This window comes from Polynucleobacter sp. HIN9 (assembly GCF_030297635.1).
In the GTDB taxonomy this organism is placed as follows: domain Bacteria; phylum Pseudomonadota; class Gammaproteobacteria; order Burkholderiales; family Burkholderiaceae; genus Polynucleobacter.
Genome location: NZ_AP028140.1, coordinates 1,633,057 through 1,648,500 on the forward strand (window position 1 = coordinate 1,633,057; position 15,444 = coordinate 1,648,500).

The 15,444-nt window shown below is 48.1% G+C and carries 16 protein-coding genes and 1 other RNA gene; 5 read left to right on the forward strand and 12 right to left on the reverse strand.

Annotated features, from left to right (window positions below):
- Positions 1–2 precede the first annotated feature (2 nt).
- Genes ruvC through ruvB form a run of 3 tightly spaced genes read left to right on the forward strand, consistent with a single transcriptional unit; the run spans position 3 to position 2,153 of the window.
- Positions 3–497: a crossover junction endodeoxyribonuclease RuvC gene (ruvC, locus tag QUE62_RS08185; RefSeq protein WP_286223552.1), complete on the forward strand. Its 495-nt coding sequence runs from the start codon at positions 3–5 to the stop codon at positions 495–497.
- 9 nt (positions 498–506) lie between these two features.
- Positions 507–1,088, forward strand: coding sequence for a Holliday junction branch migration protein RuvA (gene ruvA, locus QUE62_RS08190; RefSeq protein ID WP_286261495.1), 582 nt, complete (start codon positions 507–509; stop codon positions 1,086–1,088).
- Between the two features lie 3 nt (positions 1,089–1,091).
- Positions 1,092–2,153 (forward strand): Holliday junction branch migration DNA helicase RuvB, encoded by a 1,062-nt coding sequence (gene ruvB, locus QUE62_RS08195; protein ID WP_458574826.1) that lies wholly within the window; start codon positions 1,092–1,094, stop codon positions 2,151–2,153.
- Positions 2,154–2,159: 6 nt separating this feature from the next.
- On the opposite strand, the gene tyrS is transcribed toward ruvB, so the two are convergent.
- Entirely contained in the window at positions 2,160–3,386 is a 1,227-nt protein-coding gene (gene tyrS, locus QUE62_RS08200; protein WP_286261497.1) for a tyrosine--tRNA ligase, read from the reverse strand.
- Positions 3,387–3,466: 80 nt separating this feature from the next.
- Here tyrS and QUE62_RS08205 point away from each other — a divergent pair, with 80 nt between their 5' ends.
- The gene (locus QUE62_RS08205; protein ID WP_286261499.1) at positions 3,467–4,612 is read left to right on the forward strand and encodes an anhydro-N-acetylmuramic acid kinase; all 1,146 of its coding nucleotides are present in this window, start codon (positions 3,467–3,469) and stop codon (positions 4,610–4,612) included.
- Between the two features lie 6 nt (positions 4,613–4,618).
- Here QUE62_RS08205 and erpA read toward each other — a convergent pair whose 3' ends face one another.
- From erpA to rplM, 4 genes are all read right to left on the reverse strand, one after another.
- On the reverse strand, positions 4,619–4,999 hold the full coding sequence (erpA, locus tag QUE62_RS08210) for an iron-sulfur cluster insertion protein ErpA (RefSeq protein WP_286223556.1): 381 nt from the start codon (positions 4,997–4,999) through the stop codon (positions 4,619–4,621).
- A gap of 68 nt (positions 5,000–5,067) precedes the next feature.
- Positions 5,068–6,126 carry an N-acetyl-gamma-glutamyl-phosphate reductase gene (gene argC, locus QUE62_RS08215; protein WP_286261502.1) on the reverse strand — a complete coding sequence of 353 codons (1,059 nt, stop codon included), beginning with the start codon at positions 6,124–6,126 and terminating at the stop codon, positions 5,068–5,070.
- A gap of 88 nt (positions 6,127–6,214) precedes the next feature.
- Complete coding sequence (rpsI, locus tag QUE62_RS08220) at positions 6,215–6,607, reverse strand: 30S ribosomal protein S9 (protein WP_108509102.1); 393 nt, start codon at positions 6,605–6,607, stop codon at positions 6,215–6,217.
- A 9-nt stretch (positions 6,608–6,616) separates the two neighbouring features.
- Positions 6,617–7,045: a 50S ribosomal protein L13 gene (gene rplM / locus QUE62_RS08225; protein WP_286223558.1), complete on the reverse strand. Its 429-nt coding sequence runs from the start codon at positions 7,043–7,045 to the stop codon at positions 6,617–6,619.
- Between the two features lie 419 nt (positions 7,046–7,464).
- Here rplM and QUE62_RS08230 point away from each other — a divergent pair, with 419 nt between their 5' ends.
- Positions 7,465–7,887, forward strand: a complete 423-nt coding sequence (locus QUE62_RS08230) for an OsmC family protein (RefSeq protein WP_286223559.1) — start codon at positions 7,465–7,467, stop codon at positions 7,885–7,887.
- Here the strand turns inward: QUE62_RS08230 and rnpB are convergent.
- From rnpB to QUE62_RS08265, 7 genes are all read right to left on the reverse strand, one after another.
- Positions 7,876–8,182: RNase P RNA component class A (gene rnpB, locus QUE62_RS08235), an RNA gene on the reverse strand. The genes QUE62_RS08230 and rnpB overlap by 12 nt on opposite strands.
- Positions 8,183–8,224: 42 nt before the next feature.
- The gene (pyrC, locus tag QUE62_RS08240; RefSeq protein ID WP_286261503.1) at positions 8,225–9,277 is read right to left on the reverse strand and encodes a dihydroorotase; all 1,053 of its coding nucleotides are present in this window, start codon (positions 9,275–9,277) and stop codon (positions 8,225–8,227) included.
- A gap of 2 nt (positions 9,278–9,279) precedes the next feature.
- On the reverse strand, positions 9,280–10,629 hold the full coding sequence (locus QUE62_RS08245) for a glycerate kinase type-2 family protein (protein ID WP_286261505.1): 1,350 nt from the start codon (positions 10,627–10,629) through the stop codon (positions 9,280–9,282).
- 15 nt (positions 10,630–10,644) lie between these two features.
- Positions 10,645–12,495, reverse strand: a complete 1,851-nt coding sequence (locus QUE62_RS08250) for an ABCB family ABC transporter ATP-binding protein/permease (RefSeq protein WP_286223562.1) — start codon at positions 12,493–12,495, stop codon at positions 10,645–10,647.
- Positions 12,492–12,950, reverse strand: coding sequence for a dihydroneopterin triphosphate diphosphatase (gene nudB / locus QUE62_RS08255; RefSeq protein ID WP_286223563.1), 459 nt, complete (start codon positions 12,948–12,950; stop codon positions 12,492–12,494). The genes QUE62_RS08250 and nudB overlap by 4 nt, the downstream gene beginning before the upstream one ends.
- A 1-nt stretch (position 12,951) precedes the next feature.
- Positions 12,952–14,751 (reverse strand): aspartate--tRNA ligase, encoded by a 1,800-nt coding sequence (aspS, locus tag QUE62_RS08260; protein ID WP_286223564.1) that lies wholly within the window; start codon positions 14,749–14,751, stop codon positions 12,952–12,954.
- A gap of 8 nt (positions 14,752–14,759) precedes the next feature.
- Complete coding sequence (locus QUE62_RS08265; protein ID WP_286223565.1) at positions 14,760–15,404, reverse strand: DUF502 domain-containing protein; 645 nt, start codon at positions 15,402–15,404, stop codon at positions 14,760–14,762.
- Positions 15,405–15,444: the final 40 nt, after the last annotated feature.

The following is a 15,444-nucleotide window of genomic DNA, read 5'->3' on the forward strand; positions in this document are numbered from 1 at the left end:
TCATGCGCTGGTTAGGTATCGATCCTGGCTTACGAACTACTGGCTTTGGAGTCATTGAACTTGAAGGCCAACAATTACGCTACGTTAGTTCGGGCACGATTGAGAGTGGCGAGGTTGCCTTAGGCTTACCTCATCGTCTTGGAACCTTGTATCAAGGCGTCCAAGAGGTACTCCTTTGCTATCAGCCCGATGCCGCTGCCATTGAGGAAATCTTTTTAAACGTGAATCCACGGTCTACCCTGATGCTGGGTCAAGCGCGAGGTGCCGTGATTGCTGCCCTTGTATCGACTGGTCTTTCGGTCTCTGAATACAGCGCCCGTGGCGTCAAGCAGGCGATCGTCGGTACTGGCCGGGCCAACAAAACACAAATGCAAGAAATGGTAAAGCGCTTACTCAAGCTCAAAAAAAGTCCATCACCCGATGCAGCCGATGCGCTTGGGGTCGCCATTTGTGCAGCTCACCATCATCAGGTTCAAATGAGTAAAGCAAAGCGTTAAGATAGAGGCATGATTGGACGTATCCATGGCACGCTTATTACGATTTCAGCTCCTAAATTGCTGATTGATTGCCATGGGGTCGGCTACGAAGTCGACGTGCCGATGAGCACCCTGTATCAATTACCACCTGTGGGTCAAATGATTACCCTCCTCACGCATTTCCATGTGCGCGAGGATCAACAACAATTGTTTGGTTTTGCCACCGAAACCGAACGTAACGCCTTCCGAGCGCTTATCAAGATCAGCGGGGTTGGGGCACGTACTGCCCTAGCGGTACTATCAGGTATGAGCGTGGACGAGTTGATTCAAGCAATTGCTACCCAAGACCCAGGCGCCTTAGTTCGGGTTCCTGGTATTGGCAAAAAGACGGCAGAACGCCTTTTGTTAGAACTCAAAGGTAAATTAGCCCCCGATTTAGGAATTTCCCAGAATCCATCTGGCAAGCCCGATACCACTTCCGAGGTGATTCAAGCATTGGTTTCCTTGGGATACTCGGATAAAGAGGCGCATCTGGCAGTTCGCCAAATCCCTGCCGATACCAGTGTCTCCGACGGGATTAAGATCGCCTTGAAATCTCTTTCAAAAGGTTAAGTCGTGGTAATTCATACTGATAACTTAGATGCTGATGATGGTGATGAGCGGATTGTTAGCCCCGGGGCTGGGCAAGCCGAAGCCGTATTTGAGCGCGCCCTTCGACCAAAGCAGCTCGATGAATACGTTGGTCAAAGCAAAGCACGCTCACAACTTGAAATTTTTATCAATGCGACCCGTAAGCGCAAAGAAGCCTTAGATCATGTTTTATTGTTCGGCCCACCCGGTTTAGGTAAAACGACCCTAGCGCACATCATTGCCCGAGAGCTTGGGGTTAATCTTCGACAAACTAGTGGTCCAGTATTGGATCGCCCCGGTGATCTTGCCGCACTTCTTACCAACCTCGAAGAAAACGATGTCCTTTTTATTGATGAGATTCATCGGCTCTCACCAGTCGTTGAAGAGATTCTTTATCCAGCTCTTGAGGATTATTCGCTCGATATCATGATTGGTGAGGGTCCTGCAGCCCGCAGTGTGAAGTTGGACCTCAAGCCCTTCACATTAATTGGAGCAACGACGCGTGCTGGTATGCTAACCAATCCCTTGCGCGATCGCTTTGGGATTGTGGCAAGACTTGAGTTTTATTCATCCGCTGAGCTTACTAAAATTATTGAACGTTCGGCCACCTTACTGAATGCCCAGATTGATCCCCAGGGTGCAAGCGAGATCGCGCGTCGCGCCCGCGGCACTCCTCGGATTGCGAACCGCTTACTTCGTCGGGTTCGGGACTATGCTGAGGTGAAGGGTAGCGGAGTAATCACAAAATCAATGGCTGACGCCGCCTTAGCTATGTTAGACGTTGATCCAATGGGCTTTGATGTGATGGATCGCAAACTACTTGAGGCGATCTTGCATAAATTCAATGGGGGTCCAGTCGGTATTGATAACTTGGCTGCAGCCATTGGCGAAGAACGCGACACTATTGAAGACGTATTGGAACCCTTTCTAATTCAACAGGGATATTTACAACGCACCTCGCGTGGCCGCATTGCGACTCGTCAGTGTTATGAGCATTTTGGCCTCAAGGCGCCAAGTAGCTCTGCAAACCTCGATTTACTCGATTGAGTGACGTTATTTTAAGAGCGTGACTTTGGCAAAGCGGCGCTTACCAACTTGAACCACATAAGTGCCGGGCTCCAATTTCAGGGTCTTATCACTCACAACTGATCCATCAATCCGTACACCATGTTGCTCAATATTGCGGTTCGCCTCCGAGGTCGATGGCACCAAATTAGCAGCCTTCAAAAGAGCAGCAATACCGAGCGGAGCCCCCGTTAACTCAAGCGTAGGAATATCGTCGGGTATTCCGCCTTTGGCGCGATGATTAAAGTCTTCCAGCGCCTTCTCTGCAGCTACCTGCGAATGAAAACGGGCCACAATCTCTTGACCCAATAACACTTTGCAATCCCGCGGATTTCGTCCCGCCGCCACCTCTTGCCTCATGAGATCGATTTCGGCCATCGGTCTAAATGACAATAATGTGAAGTAGCTCCACATGAGCTCATCGGAAATACTCATCACCTTGCCAAACATCTCATTGGCGGGCTCGTTAATACCGATGTAATTGCCCTTGGACTTACTCATCTTCTCAACCCCATCAAGACCTACCAAAAGAGGCATGGTCAAGATGCATTGCGGCTCTTGGCCATACTCTTTTTGTAATTCGCGCCCGACGAGAAGATTAAATTTTTGATCGGTGCCCCCAAGCTCTAAATCACTTTGTAAGGCCACTGAGTCATAACCCTGCATGAGTGGATACAAAAACTCGTGCACCGAAATCGGCACACCACCCCGATAGCGCTTGGTAAAGTCATCGCGCTCTAGCATCCGAGCCACTGTGTATTTAGCCGCCAACGTTATCATGCCGCGCGCGCCTAAGGCATCGCACCACTCGCTGTTGTAACGTACTTCCGTTTTACTGGGATCTAAGATGATGCTAGCTTGCTGATAATACGTTTTTGCATTGACTGCAATCTCTTCTGGGGTTAATGGCGGACGGGTGCTATTGCGCCCAGACGGATCGCCAATCATGCTGGTAAAGTCGCCAATCAAGAAAATGACGGTATGACCTAGATCTTGTAGCTGACGTAGCTTGTTTAGAACAACCGTATGCCCCAAATGAATATCCGGTGCAGTTGGATCCAGGCCCAATTTAATTCGTAAGGGTTTGTGGGTTGCTTCGCTGCGCGCTAATTTTTGCAACCAATCTGCCTCGACCAATAACTCCTCACAGCCACGCTTGGTAACTTCCATAGCCTCAAGAACGCGTGGGGTTACCGGATAGGGTTTTGTGCTCATGCCTAATTTTTTCAGTTAAATTAAGGGTTTAATATCGTTAACGTAATATTGTCGCATTCTCAAGAAAGTTCGCCACACCCTTGAATTCTAATCAAGCAAACGCCTCGAGCTCTCTATGGATTGGGCTCATGTCGGGAACCAGCCTCGATGGTATCGATGCAGTCTTGGCCGAAATCGATGCTAATGGGAAAGCCCGACTGATTCAGTCGCATAGTGTAGGTTTTGATGCGGACCTGAGATCGGAGCTTGCCGAATTGCAATTTGCTTGCAGCAACGAGCTTCACCGCGAACACCTTGCAGCCAACGCGCTTGCCAATGCCTATGCACAGGTATGTCAAGAGCTGTTGCGGATTCAAAATATCCAGCCAAGTGCAGTCAGTGCAATTGGTGCCCATGGGCAAACACTGCGTCATCAACCCGCTTCTGATCCGCTTAAAAGCTATACCCATCAGAGCCTAAATGCAGCCTTATTGGCTGAACTCACCGGAATCAAGGTCATTGCTAATTTTCGTGCGCGCGATATGGCCGCTGGTGGCCAAGGTGCGCCTCTAGTACCCGCCTTTCATCGTGAGCAATTTTATGATCCCCTTGAAAATCGCGCCATTTTGAACATTGGTGGGATTGCTAATTTAACGATTCTTCCAGCATCCGGTGAAGTAACTGGTTTTGATTGTGGGCCAGGTAATTTATTACTCGATGCCTGGGTGCATCATCATCTTGGAAGAGCGTTTGACGATGACGGGCGGTGGGCCAGTACGGGCAAACCCAATTCAGAACTCTTAGCACGGATGTTACAAGATCCTTACTTTGCAAAGCATCCTCCAAAGAGTACGGGGCGTGACCACTTTAATTTGCAATGGCTAAACAGTTTGATGACAGGGCTCTCGATTGCCCCTGAAGATGTTCAAGCTACCCTCTTGCAGCTCACGATTGATAGCACCCTTGGTGCATTGCGATCGTTTGCAAGCAATACTCAGACCCTAATCGTGTGCGGGGGCGGTGTTAAGAATATTGCCTTACTTGAGCTTCTTAAAATTCAGGCGCGTCATAAACTACCGAACCTAAGGATTGCGTCATCAGCCCAATTTGGGATTGATCCCCAGTTGGTCGAAGGTCTCGCGTTTGCCTGGCTAGCCTGGGCCTTCATGCAAAAACGGCCAGCAAATGTGCCGGCCGTCACTGGAGCAAAAGGTTTACGAATCCTTGGGACGCTCTACCCCGCCTGAAATCAATTAGGCTGAAAAAGATGATCCGCATCCACAGGTGGTGGTTGCATTTGGATTTTTGATCACGAACTGCGAACCGTTGATATCTTCTTTGTAGTCAATCTCTGCGCCAACAAGATATTGAAAGCTCATCGAATCGACCAACAGGGTCACCCCGTTTTTTTCAAAACTGGTGTCATCTTCATTAACAGCGTCATCAAAAGTAAACCCATACTGAAATCCTGAACATCCACCGCCCTGAACAAAGACACGAAGCTTTAACTCAGGATTTCCTTCTTCGGCAATTAAGTCAGCAACCTTAGCGGCTGCACTATCGGTAAATATCAATGGCACTGGTGGCTCAGCCATGGCTGAAGCTTGATCAACAGCGGTATTGGTAGCGGTCATGATTACTCCCTTTTAAGCATCTATACGATTGATTGTAGGCTCTAATTCCCCTATTTGCACAGGGTGAATCATGGCATGAGGGCGATCTGCTCTAGGCCCATGGATTCAGGAAAGGCAAACATGATATTTAGGCACTGGACACCTTGGCCCGAGGCGCCTTTCACTAAATTATCCTCAACCACCAAAATGACGAGGATATCGCCACCGCCAGGACGATGAACCGCAATCTTCATGCCATTACTGCCGCGCACTGAGCGGGTTTCTGGATGACTCCCTGCTGGCATGACATCCACGAAGGGCTCATTGGCATAAAAATCTTCGTACAGCGCCTGAAAGTCAACCGCTCTACCCTCTGGTGTTAACTGAACGTACAGGGTTGAGTGAATCCCCCGAATCATCGGGGTTAGATGAGGCACAAAGGTCAACGCTACCTGATCATGCCCTGCAATAGCCTTTAAGCCTTGCGTTATCTCGGGTAGATGGCGATGGCCCTTAACGGCATACGCTTTGAAGTTATCGCTCGCTTCAGATAGCAAGGTAGCAATTTCAGCTTTACGGCCCGCACCAGAAGTTCCAGATTTACAGTCGGCAATGATTCGTTGGGCATCAATGAGCGGCTTTGGGAACCCGTTCTTTGGCGATAACAATGGAGCGAGCCCTAACTGTACGGATGTTGGATAGCAACCCGCTAAGCCAACAACCCGAGCCTCTTTGATTTTCTCCCGATTGATTTCAGGCAAACCATAAACAGCCTCCTTCAAGATGTCTGGGCATGCGTGCGGCATTCCATACCATTGCTCAAAGACCTTGGTGTCTTGAAGACGAAAGTCTGCGGCAAGATCCAATATCTTCACGTTGGCTGCGAGTAATTCTTTAGCTTGCGCCATTGCCACACCGTGAGGAGTCGCAAAAAATACAGCGTCACACTCAGTAAGCTTGGCATTCTCTGGTGTCGTAAATTTCAAATCCACGCGATTGCGTAAGGATGGAAACATTTCAGCAACGGCCATGCCAGCTTCAGATCGAGAAGTGATCGAATGCAGTTGAACCTGAGGATGCTGGGCTAAAAGACGAAGCAATTCAACGCCTGTATACCCCGTGCCACCCACAATACCGACTTTAATCATGCTCTTCTCCGTTGCCACTCATCAATAAGCAAATTGTATAAAAATAAAGGGCCGCATTAGCGGCCCCTTCCAGACATTTCGGTGTCGCTTAACGCTTACTAAATTGCTTACGACGGCGAGCGCCGTGTAAACCAACTTTTTTACGCTCAACCTCACGGGCATCACGAGTCACCAATCCAGCTTTTGACAGGGTTGGCTTGAGAGCCGCATCATAATCAATCAGCGCACGGGTTACGCCATGACGCACTGCGCCAGCTTGGCCGGTCTCGCCGCCACCACTAACGTTCACTTGAATATCAAACGTGGTTAGATTGCTAGTCAGCGCTAAAGGCTGACGTGCAATCATGCGTGAGGTTTCACGAGCAAAATAAGCGTCAATGGGCTTACCATTCACGGTAATCTCGCCCTTACCTGATTTAATGAAGACGCGAGCCACTGAGCTCTTGCGACGTCCTGTTCCGTAGTTCCAATTTCCGTACATATCGCTTCCTTAAATCTCTAAAGGTTTAGGCTGTTGAGCCGCGTGGGGATGCGTAGCATCGCCATAGACTTTGAGCTTCTTGATCATGGCGTAGCCAAGGGGGCCTTTAGGCAACATGCCTTTCACGGCCTTCTCAAGAGCGCGCGCTGGAAAGCGTGCCTGCATCTTGTCAAAGTTGGTCGAGCTAATACCACCAGGATAGCCACTATGACGGTAATAAATCTTATTAAGTCCCTTACTTCCAGTGACGCGAAGTTTGGATGAGTTAATAACGACAATGAAATCGCCAGTATCGACGTGAGGGGTAAATTCGGGTTTGTGCTTGCCGCGTAGACGGAGTGCCACTTCACTGGCGACACGACCGAGGACTTTGTCCGTAGCGTCAATCACGAACCACTCGCGCTTTACCTCATGCGGTTTTGCGGAAAAGGTTTTCATGATTACTTTCAAATTGTTTGGTCAACATACTCCAATTCAGAAATCGCACTTTGGCTCCGCTTATGTTTGCAGGCTCGCAGATCAAACTTCTCAATTGGTCCAACAAATTACCGCTGACCGAATCGGTAATTCAGTAAAGCATTGGATTGTATATCAAAAAAAACCCGGGAATCAATCCCGGGTTGAAATCCACCAATGTTTGGGTGGAGGAGACATCAGTAGAATGCAAACTTGATATTCAAAAAACGACTTTAAGTAAATCAAGGTTGACATCAATGAAGAAATTTTAGGACTAAATCTTGTGCATTGCAAGAAAAAATTTGGGTTTACCCTATCTTTTATATAAGACTTACAGAGCCACTTTTTGATATAACGTATTGATTTAAATAGAAATATTATTATTTGAGGATTTTTATATGATGGAATGCAAAATAAACTGGTTGCCTGATGCTGGGATGGCGTTTATGGCACAGACGGGTACAGGTCATATCCTCAATATGGATGGTGCCCCTGAAGCTGGTGGAAATAACTTAGCGCCTCGCCCGATGGAGCTCTTACTGGCAGGCGCCGGGGGTTGCACAGCCTTTGATGTGGTTTTAATCCTACAGCGCTCCCGTCAAGCCGTGAGCGGCTGTGAGGTGTCTGTAAAAGCTGAGCGCGCAGAATCCGATCCGAAGGTATTCACCAAAATAAATCTACATTTTTTGGTGAAGGGCTCGAACTTAGACCCCAGTAAGGTTGAACGGGCGATTGGGCTGTCTCACGACAAGTATTGCTCAGCAACTGCAATGCTTGGCAAAACAGCTGAAATTACATATAGCTTTGAGGTAGTGCAGAGTTAACCGATAAGCCGGATTCTGTCGCCCTAATTTGCATTAGGGGGCAATCATTCCTCTAGGCCTGCAGTTACCTACAGGCTCAAGCTCCCTACCCGCAAACTCGACGGGCCATGTCAACATTTGCTTACTTGGGATTGCTCCGAGTGGAGGTTGCCGCGTTTCACCGTAACTCAATACGCTCGTCTCTGTGGCCCTATTCCGCACGTCACCGTGGATGGCTGTTAGCCAACACCCTGCCCTATGGAGTCCGGACTTTCCTCTCCCTTCTTACGAAAGCAGCGATTGCCTGGTTAACTCTGCGATGACAGTCTAAACGAGGAAACGAATTTGCACTGCTAAATTAATGGGCGATGGACCAGCCGATGGTTTCACCCGCGCGCAAAGGCACCAGGATCGAAGCGCCCATAGGGTACTCAAATGGTACAGTCTGCGGTTGATTAATCAGAGTAATTGTTTCTGCATGTCGTGATAAGCCGTAATAGTCAGCACCAAAATGACTGGCAAATCCCTCGAGTCGATCAAGTTTCCCAACACTATCAAAAGCCTCTGCGTAGAGACCCAGTGCATTATGCGCGGTATAGCACCCCGCACACCCACAGCTACTCTCCTTTTCCCCTTTTGGATGAGGAGCACTATCGGTTCCTAAGAAGAAACGAGGGTTACCGCTGGTTGCCATTTCCACTAATGCAACTCGATGCTCCTCACGCTTTAGAACTGGTAAGCAATAGTGGTGAGGACGAATACCGCCAGTAAACAAACTATTTCGGTTCATGAGTAAATGGTGAGCGGTAATCGTCGCAGCCAAGGTGTTCTTGCCATTGGTATTTGCATCACGCACATAGTGGGCCGCCTGCTTCGTCGTAATGTGCTCAAACACGATACGGAGTTCTGGGAAATGCTTACGAATAGGGTCCAAGATCCGATCAATAAATACCGCTTCACGATCAAAGATATCAATCGCCTGCTCAGTAACTTCACCATGAATTAATAGGGGTACCGAATAACGCTGCATCGCCTCTAGGGCGGGGTATGCCTTTTTAATATCTGTGACACCACCATCGCTATTCGTTGTTGCGCCCGCGGGATACAACTTAAATCCAATAATGCCATTCTCGCTGGCTTTTTTAACCTCGTTCGCTGACGTATTGTCAGTGAGATACAAGGTCATGAGCGGGGAGAAATGACTGATTCCCAGTTGTTTTAATGCCTTCTGAATCCGAGCCTCATAGGCTTTGGCTAAATCAACCGTTGTAACTGGTGGCTTCAAGTTAGGCATGATGATTGCGCGTCCAAATTGGGCAGCAGTATGCGCTAAGACATCATTTAAGACAGCGCCATCTCGAACATGCAAATGCCAATCGTCTGGGCGCGTGATGGTAAGCGTTCTGTTCATGGTCAGTCGATCAAAATCATCCGAAAATCATTCACATTGGTTAAGGTCGGGCCTGTATGAACTAGGGCATTGAGTTCAGCAAAGAAGCCATAACAATCATGCGCTTGTTGATAGCGACTGGCACGCAAGTCTTTCTCTTGGGCATGCAAGCGTAGCTCGGGAGTAAACCAAGCACCTGCATTTTTTTCACTGCCATCGATGCCATCAGTATCGGCAGCAATGGCAGATAAAGTCTTTAGGTCAGAAGTCGCTGCAAATAAAGACAGGAGAAACTCGGAGCAACGACCGCCGCGCCCTTGCGTTCCAGGAGGCAAAGTGACTGTGCACTCCCCACCAGAAATCAGCGCCACGGGGAGCTTCCCCCAGCTGGCATGATGGGCTAACTCACGTGCGATACCCGCGTGCACAAGACCAACGTCTTTAGCTTCACCGGTAATCGTATCCCCCAGAATAATGGCAGTATATCCAAGGCCTTTGCAATATTGCGCAGCAGCCTCAAGACTGCGATGTGCCGTTGCAATCACATGGTTGCGTAGGGGATAGCAATGTTGATCAATGTCCGCTTGCTTTAAGGTTTCTGGGATCTCACCCGCCAATCCTTTTTGCAAATGGGTTAATACAGAACCCGGAATACTTCGTTCATCTAAATGGTATTTCGCGAAAATTTGTAATGCATCACCATAACTTGAGTAATCTGCTGCACATGGTCCACTCGCAATGTCAGCCGGATGATCGCCAGTCACGTCCGAAATGAGTAAAGCCTCGACTTGAGCACCGCGCGACAGAGCAGCGCGCGCCAAATTACCGCCCAAGATGGCCGACAAATGTTTGCGGACAATATTCATTTCTTCAATCGGGGCACCGCTATTGAGTAAAGCTTCGGTGGTCTTACGCATGTCATCGATCGTGATTCCTGGCTGCGGCAAGGTTAATAAACTCGAGCCACCACCAGAAACAAGCGCAATAAGGGTATCCCCAGGCTGTAAGGTACTGACCAAGCGTAATACTTCAGCAGCACCATCCATTCCAGCCTGATCGGGTACTGGATGGCCGGCTTCAAGGATCTTGATCTGTTGCGTTGGCGATGCATGACCATAACGAGTAATTACTAAACCATCGATTGATGTATCTGGCCAATGGCTTTTGGCATAGCTCTCTAGAGCACTTGCCATCGCAGCGCTTGCTTTACCTGCGCCAACCACGAGACATCGACCTTGCGGAACCTTACCCTTTGGAAAAATTTTGGCAAGATACTCTGGAACGATTTTTTTAGGATCGGCAACGGCTAGTGCCGCCGCAAACGCGCCCTCTAAATGCAGCTGACGACTTGAGGAGGGCTGTGAGGTTTGCATTTGCCAATTTTAAGCCTAATTATCAATGGCTTGATCAGGGTCAATCGGTGCGTTTTCTTGTAACTGCCACATGGAAGCATAGCGGCCATTGGACTCTAAAAGCTCATAATGCGTACCGCGTTCGATGATTTGCCCGTGCTCCATGACTAAGATTTGGTCGGCATGTACTACCGTTGACAATCGATGGGCAATGATTAAGGTGGTCCGATTTTTTGCCAAATTGAACAATTCTTCCTGAAAGGCGCGCTCGGTCTTTGAATCAAGCGCCGAAGTAGCTTCATCAAAAATTAATAGGGCAGGCTTCTTTAAGAGGGTGCGTGCAATCGCAACCCGTTGCTTCTCGCCACCAGAAAGCTTGAGACCGCGTTCGCCCACAGGGGTGTCGTACCCCTCTGGCAGATGTTCAATAAACTGGCTCATCTGTGCGGCACGCGCTGCCTCTACAATCGCCTCACGACTTGCCTGCGGGCTTCCATAGGCAATGTTGTAGGCAATCGTGTCATTGAACAAGACGGTGTCTTGAGGAACAATGCCAATCACTTTGCGTAGACTAGCTTGCTCCACATCTTGAATATTTTGGCCATCCAATAGGATCGCACCAGATTGCACATCGTAAAAGCGAAAGAGTAATCTCGCTAAGGTACTTTTGCCAGCCCCACTTTGCCCAACTACCGCGGTAATCGTCCCGGCTGGAATCGTAAAACTCAAATCCTTCAAAATCTCACGCTTCTCGTTATACGAAAAGTAGACATGCTCAAACCGAACCTCGGGGCCCTTAGCAAAATCCCGAATAAGCAAAGGCTTGGCATTTTTGGAATCTTTGATTTCTTGGTCTTCATTCAAAAGCGTGAACATGTGATCCATATCGGTGATCGACTGCTTCATTTCACGATAAATCACCCCCAAGAAATTTAAGGGGATGTATAACTGAATCATGAGCGTATTCACAAGCACTAAATCACCTAAGGTCATCGATCCATCGACCACGCCCTGAGTGGCTCGCCATAGAATTAAAACCAAGCCGACTGCAATAATTGCCTGCTGACCTAGATTCAGAATCGCTAAAGATTGTTGTGAGAGGATTGCAGCAGACTGATAATGCTTAAGATTTTCGTCGTAGCGACGCGCTTCAAAATGCTCATTTCCAAAATACTTAACAGTCTCAAAGTTAATCAAGGAATCAATCGCGCGTTGATTGGCTTTTGAATCCATTTCATTCATCGTTCGCCGATAATGAGTGCGCCATTCGGTTACTTTGATCGTATAAAAAATATAGATGACTAATGCAACAAAGGTAATAATTGCAAACCAAATATCGTAGTTATAAGCGAAATATGCCAACACCAAAGCGAATTCAATCATGGTTGGCAAAATACTGTAGAGCGAGAATGAGACCAGAGTTTGAATACCACGTGTCCCTCGTTCAATATCGCGACTCACTCCACCGGTCTGACGACCTAAATGAAACTGTAAGCTCAAGGCATGCAAATGCTCAAATACTTGTAACGCAATCTTGCGCACAGCACTTTGGGTCACTTTTGCAAAAAGTAATTCACGTAACTCGGAAAACAGTGATGCAAGTAAGCGCAATGCGCCGTAACCCACAATCAGGCCCGCAGGAACGATTAAATAACTTTGCAAAGAACCGGGCTTGATGTTCATGGCATCAATCAGGTCCTTTAAAACAATCGGGACACCCAAGTTAGCAAATTTGGCAGCCACTAAGCACAACATAGCAAAGAGAACCCGAAAGCGATGCTCAAACAGATATGGCAAAAGATCTTTAATGACTTGCCAATCCGAACGATTAGCGGCTCGCTTGATGGGCAGCATGCCACCCGATGGCTGGTTCTGAGCGCCTCTCATCGTGTCAACTGAGAGGAATCGTTGTAAAACTGCAAAATGGCATCTCGATTGGTATGAGAAAAACACTTTTGTGCAGCCTCTTGATAAGGCAGCCAAACATACTGCAAATGCTCCCGAGGCGCTAACCGAATCGTAGTATTTGTGGGAACCTCCAGAGCAAACCAGTGCTCCGTATTGCGCTCGACCCCCGGGGGGTAGCGATGACGCCAACCTGGATAAATCTCATACTGCACGGCATGATGAAGATTTTGAAGAGCATCCAAAGGCAGGGCTTGGATGTTGATACCGGTCTCTTCGGCCACCTCTCGAATCGCCGCGCTCTCGAGTGGCTCATCAATAAAATCAAGACTACCAGTGACCGATTGCCAAAATCCTGGCCGATCTGCCCGCTCGAGCAGAAGGACTTCCCGATTTCTGTTGTGAATAAGGACTAAAACCGAAATCGGGATTTTCAAATCAACCCACCGGATTGGTATTGCGTAACCGGATATGTAGTTCACGCAATTGACGCTCATCGACAGGACTTGGAGCTTGCGTCAATAAACATTGTGCGCGCTGAGTCTTGGGGAAGGCAATCACATCGCGAATCGACTCTGCACCCGTCATCATGGTCACAATGCGATCCAATCCAAACGCAATTCCTCCGTGGGGAGGTGCGCCGTATTGCAGGGCATCCAATAAGAAACCGAATTTTGCTTTCGCTTCGTCTGGCCCAATCTTCAGTGCACGAAATACCTGACTTTGGACAACCTCTTGATGAATACGAACCGATCCACCACCGATTTCGCTACCATTCAATACCATGTCATAGGCTTTTGCCAGGCATTTACCGGGATCAGTTTCTAATAGCTTCAGGTGTTCATCTTTGGGGCTAGTGAAAGGATGATGACAGGCAACCCAACGGGCATCATCTTCATCGTAATCAAACATTGGGAAATCAACCACCCATAATGGCTTCCAACCTTCTGTAAAGAGTCCCTGTTTCTTACCCCAATCCGAATGACCAATTCGCAGACGAAGATTTCCAATCGCATCATTAACGATCTTGGTTTTATCTGCACCAAAGAAAATCAGGTCGCCATCTTTTGCTTTGGTTCTCTCTAATATTCCGGCAATTGCAGCATCGTGTAGATTTTTTACAATCGGCGACTGCAATCCATTGCGCCCTTCTGCAACTGAATTAACCTTAATCCATGCCAAGCCCTTAGCGCCATAGATCGATACAAATTGCGTGTAATCATCGATTTCGCTACGGCTGATTTCTGCTCCGCCAGGAACGCATAAGGCTACAACCCGACCACCCTCTTGATTGGCGGGTCCCGAAAATACTTTGAAATCAACATCACGCATCAGGTCAGTTAATTCAGTAAATTCCATTGCAACCCGTAAATCGGGTTTATCGGAACCATAACGCGCCATCGCCTCTGAATACGGCATGATAGGGAATGGATTGGGTAGCTCCACCTTCATCACGGTTTTAAAAATATGTCGCATCATATTTTCAAAGAGAGAGCGGATCTCAAGCTCGTCTAAAAATGCGGTTTCACAATCAATTTGGGTAAATTCAGGTTGGCGATCCGCACGCAGATCTTCATCACGAAAGCATTTCGTAATTTGGTAGTAGCGATCAAAACCGGCCACCATCAATAATTGCTTGAATAATTGAGGCGATTGGGGCAAAGCAAAAAATTGACCATCGTGAACGCGTGACGGCACCAGATAATCGCGTGCGCCCTCTGGGGTGCTCTTCGTAAGCATTGGCGTTTCAATGTCAATAAATCCGGCCGCATCTAAATAACGTCTTGTTTCCATAGCAACCTGATAACGCAAACGCAAATTCTTTTGCATTTGCGGACGACGTAAATCCAAGACCCGATGGGTCAAGCGCGTCGTTTCAGAAAGATTGTCATCATCAAGCTGAAATGGTGGGGTTACCGATGCATTTAATACATGTAAGTCATGGCACAGAACCTCAACCTTACCGCTGATTAAATCTGGGTTCTCGGTTCCAGCCGGTCTTGCGCGAACCAAGCCTTTAATTTGAATACAGTATTCGTTACGGACCTCTTCGGCCTGTTTAAACATATCGGGACGGTCTGGGTCGCAAACCACTTGTACAAATCCCTCTCGATCGCGCAGATCAATAAAAATGACGCCGCCATGATCGCGCCGGCGATTAACCCAGCCAGCGAGGGTAATTTCTTGACCAATTAAAGAATCAGTAACCTGACCACAGGTATGACTGCGCATCGACATAAGTATTCCTAATGAGGTTGATTGAGGGTCTTGGGTTGAGCGATTCGAGGTGCCACCGAACCCATCGACACAATATGCTTGAGCGCTTCTTGCACGCTCATATCCAGCTCGATTACATTGGCACGCGGCACAATCATAAAAAAGCCGGAGGTTGGATTTGGTGTGGTGGGCAAAAATACATTGACATATTCACCACCCAACTTATTGTTCACTTCAGGCGCTGCGGTGCCGGTTTGGAAAGCGATTACCCATGACTCAAGATGTGGATAACGAATCAACAGAGCTTTACGAAACGCTTGGTTATTTCCAGAAAATAAAGTGGAGGAAACCTGCTTCACACTCGAATAAATGGAGCGCACGATTGGGATACGGGTCACGGTTCGGTCCCAGAGCTTGAGCCACCATTGGCCCGCAAAATTAATTGCAAGGAAGCCCGTAAATCCAATCACTGCCAATACGATCAGAATCCCAAGCCCCGGGATTTCACGGAAATGCCGTAATTCCCCTGAAAATTGACCAGGCGAAAGCGTAATGATGGCCGACATTACCCAACCAAAAATTTGATCGATGACACCCAGCCCCCATGTGATCACCCAAATCGTGACCGCCATCGGAATCCAAACCAAAATGCCAGCAATAAAGTATTTTTTCATGAGAATTTGTGCCTAACCCGCTATTTTAGCGAGTTAAGGC

What these genes read in the sequence shown, in the direction of transcription:
- rpsI (WP_108509102.1), bottom strand. Translation starts at nt 6,607, where the DNA reads ATGTACGGAAATTGGAACTACGGAACAGGACGTCGCAAGAGCTCAGTG.
- QUE62_RS08250 (WP_286223562.1), bottom strand. Translation starts at nt 12,495, where the DNA reads ATGAGAGGCGCTCAGAACCAGCCATCGGGTGGCATGCTGCCCATCAAG.
- pyrC (WP_286261503.1), bottom strand. Translation starts at nt 9,277, where the DNA reads ATGAACAGAACGCTTACCATCACGCGCCCAGACGATTGGCATTTGCAT.
- tyrS (WP_286261497.1), bottom strand. Translation starts at nt 3,386, where the DNA reads ATGAGCACAAAACCCTATCCGGTAACCCCACGCGTTCTTGAGGCTATG.
- ruvC (WP_286223552.1), top strand. Translation starts at nt 3, where the DNA reads ATGCGCTGGTTAGGTATCGATCCTGGCTTACGAACTACTGGCTTTGGA.
- ruvA (WP_286261495.1), top strand. Translation starts at nt 507, where the DNA reads ATGATTGGACGTATCCATGGCACGCTTATTACGATTTCAGCTCCTAAA.
- argC (WP_286261502.1), bottom strand. Translation starts at nt 6,126, where the DNA reads ATGATTAAAGTCGGTATTGTGGGTGGCACGGGGTATACAGGCGTTGAA.
- QUE62_RS08230 (WP_286223559.1), top strand. Translation starts at nt 7,465, where the DNA reads ATGGAATGCAAAATAAACTGGTTGCCTGATGCTGGGATGGCGTTTATG.
- aspS (WP_286223564.1), bottom strand. Translation starts at nt 14,751, where the DNA reads ATGTCGATGCGCAGTCATACCTGTGGTCAGGTTACTGATTCTTTAATT.
- rplM (WP_286223558.1), bottom strand. Translation starts at nt 7,045, where the DNA reads ATGAAAACCTTTTCCGCAAAACCGCATGAGGTAAAGCGCGAGTGGTTC.
- QUE62_RS08245 (WP_286261505.1), bottom strand. Translation starts at nt 10,629, where the DNA reads ATGCAAACCTCACAGCCCTCCTCAAGTCGTCAGCTGCATTTAGAGGGC.
- QUE62_RS08265 (WP_286223565.1), bottom strand. Translation starts at nt 15,404, where the DNA reads ATGAAAAAATACTTTATTGCTGGCATTTTGGTTTGGATTCCGATGGCG.
- erpA (WP_286223556.1), bottom strand. Translation starts at nt 4,999, where the DNA reads ATGACCGCTACCAATACCGCTGTTGATCAAGCTTCAGCCATGGCTGAG.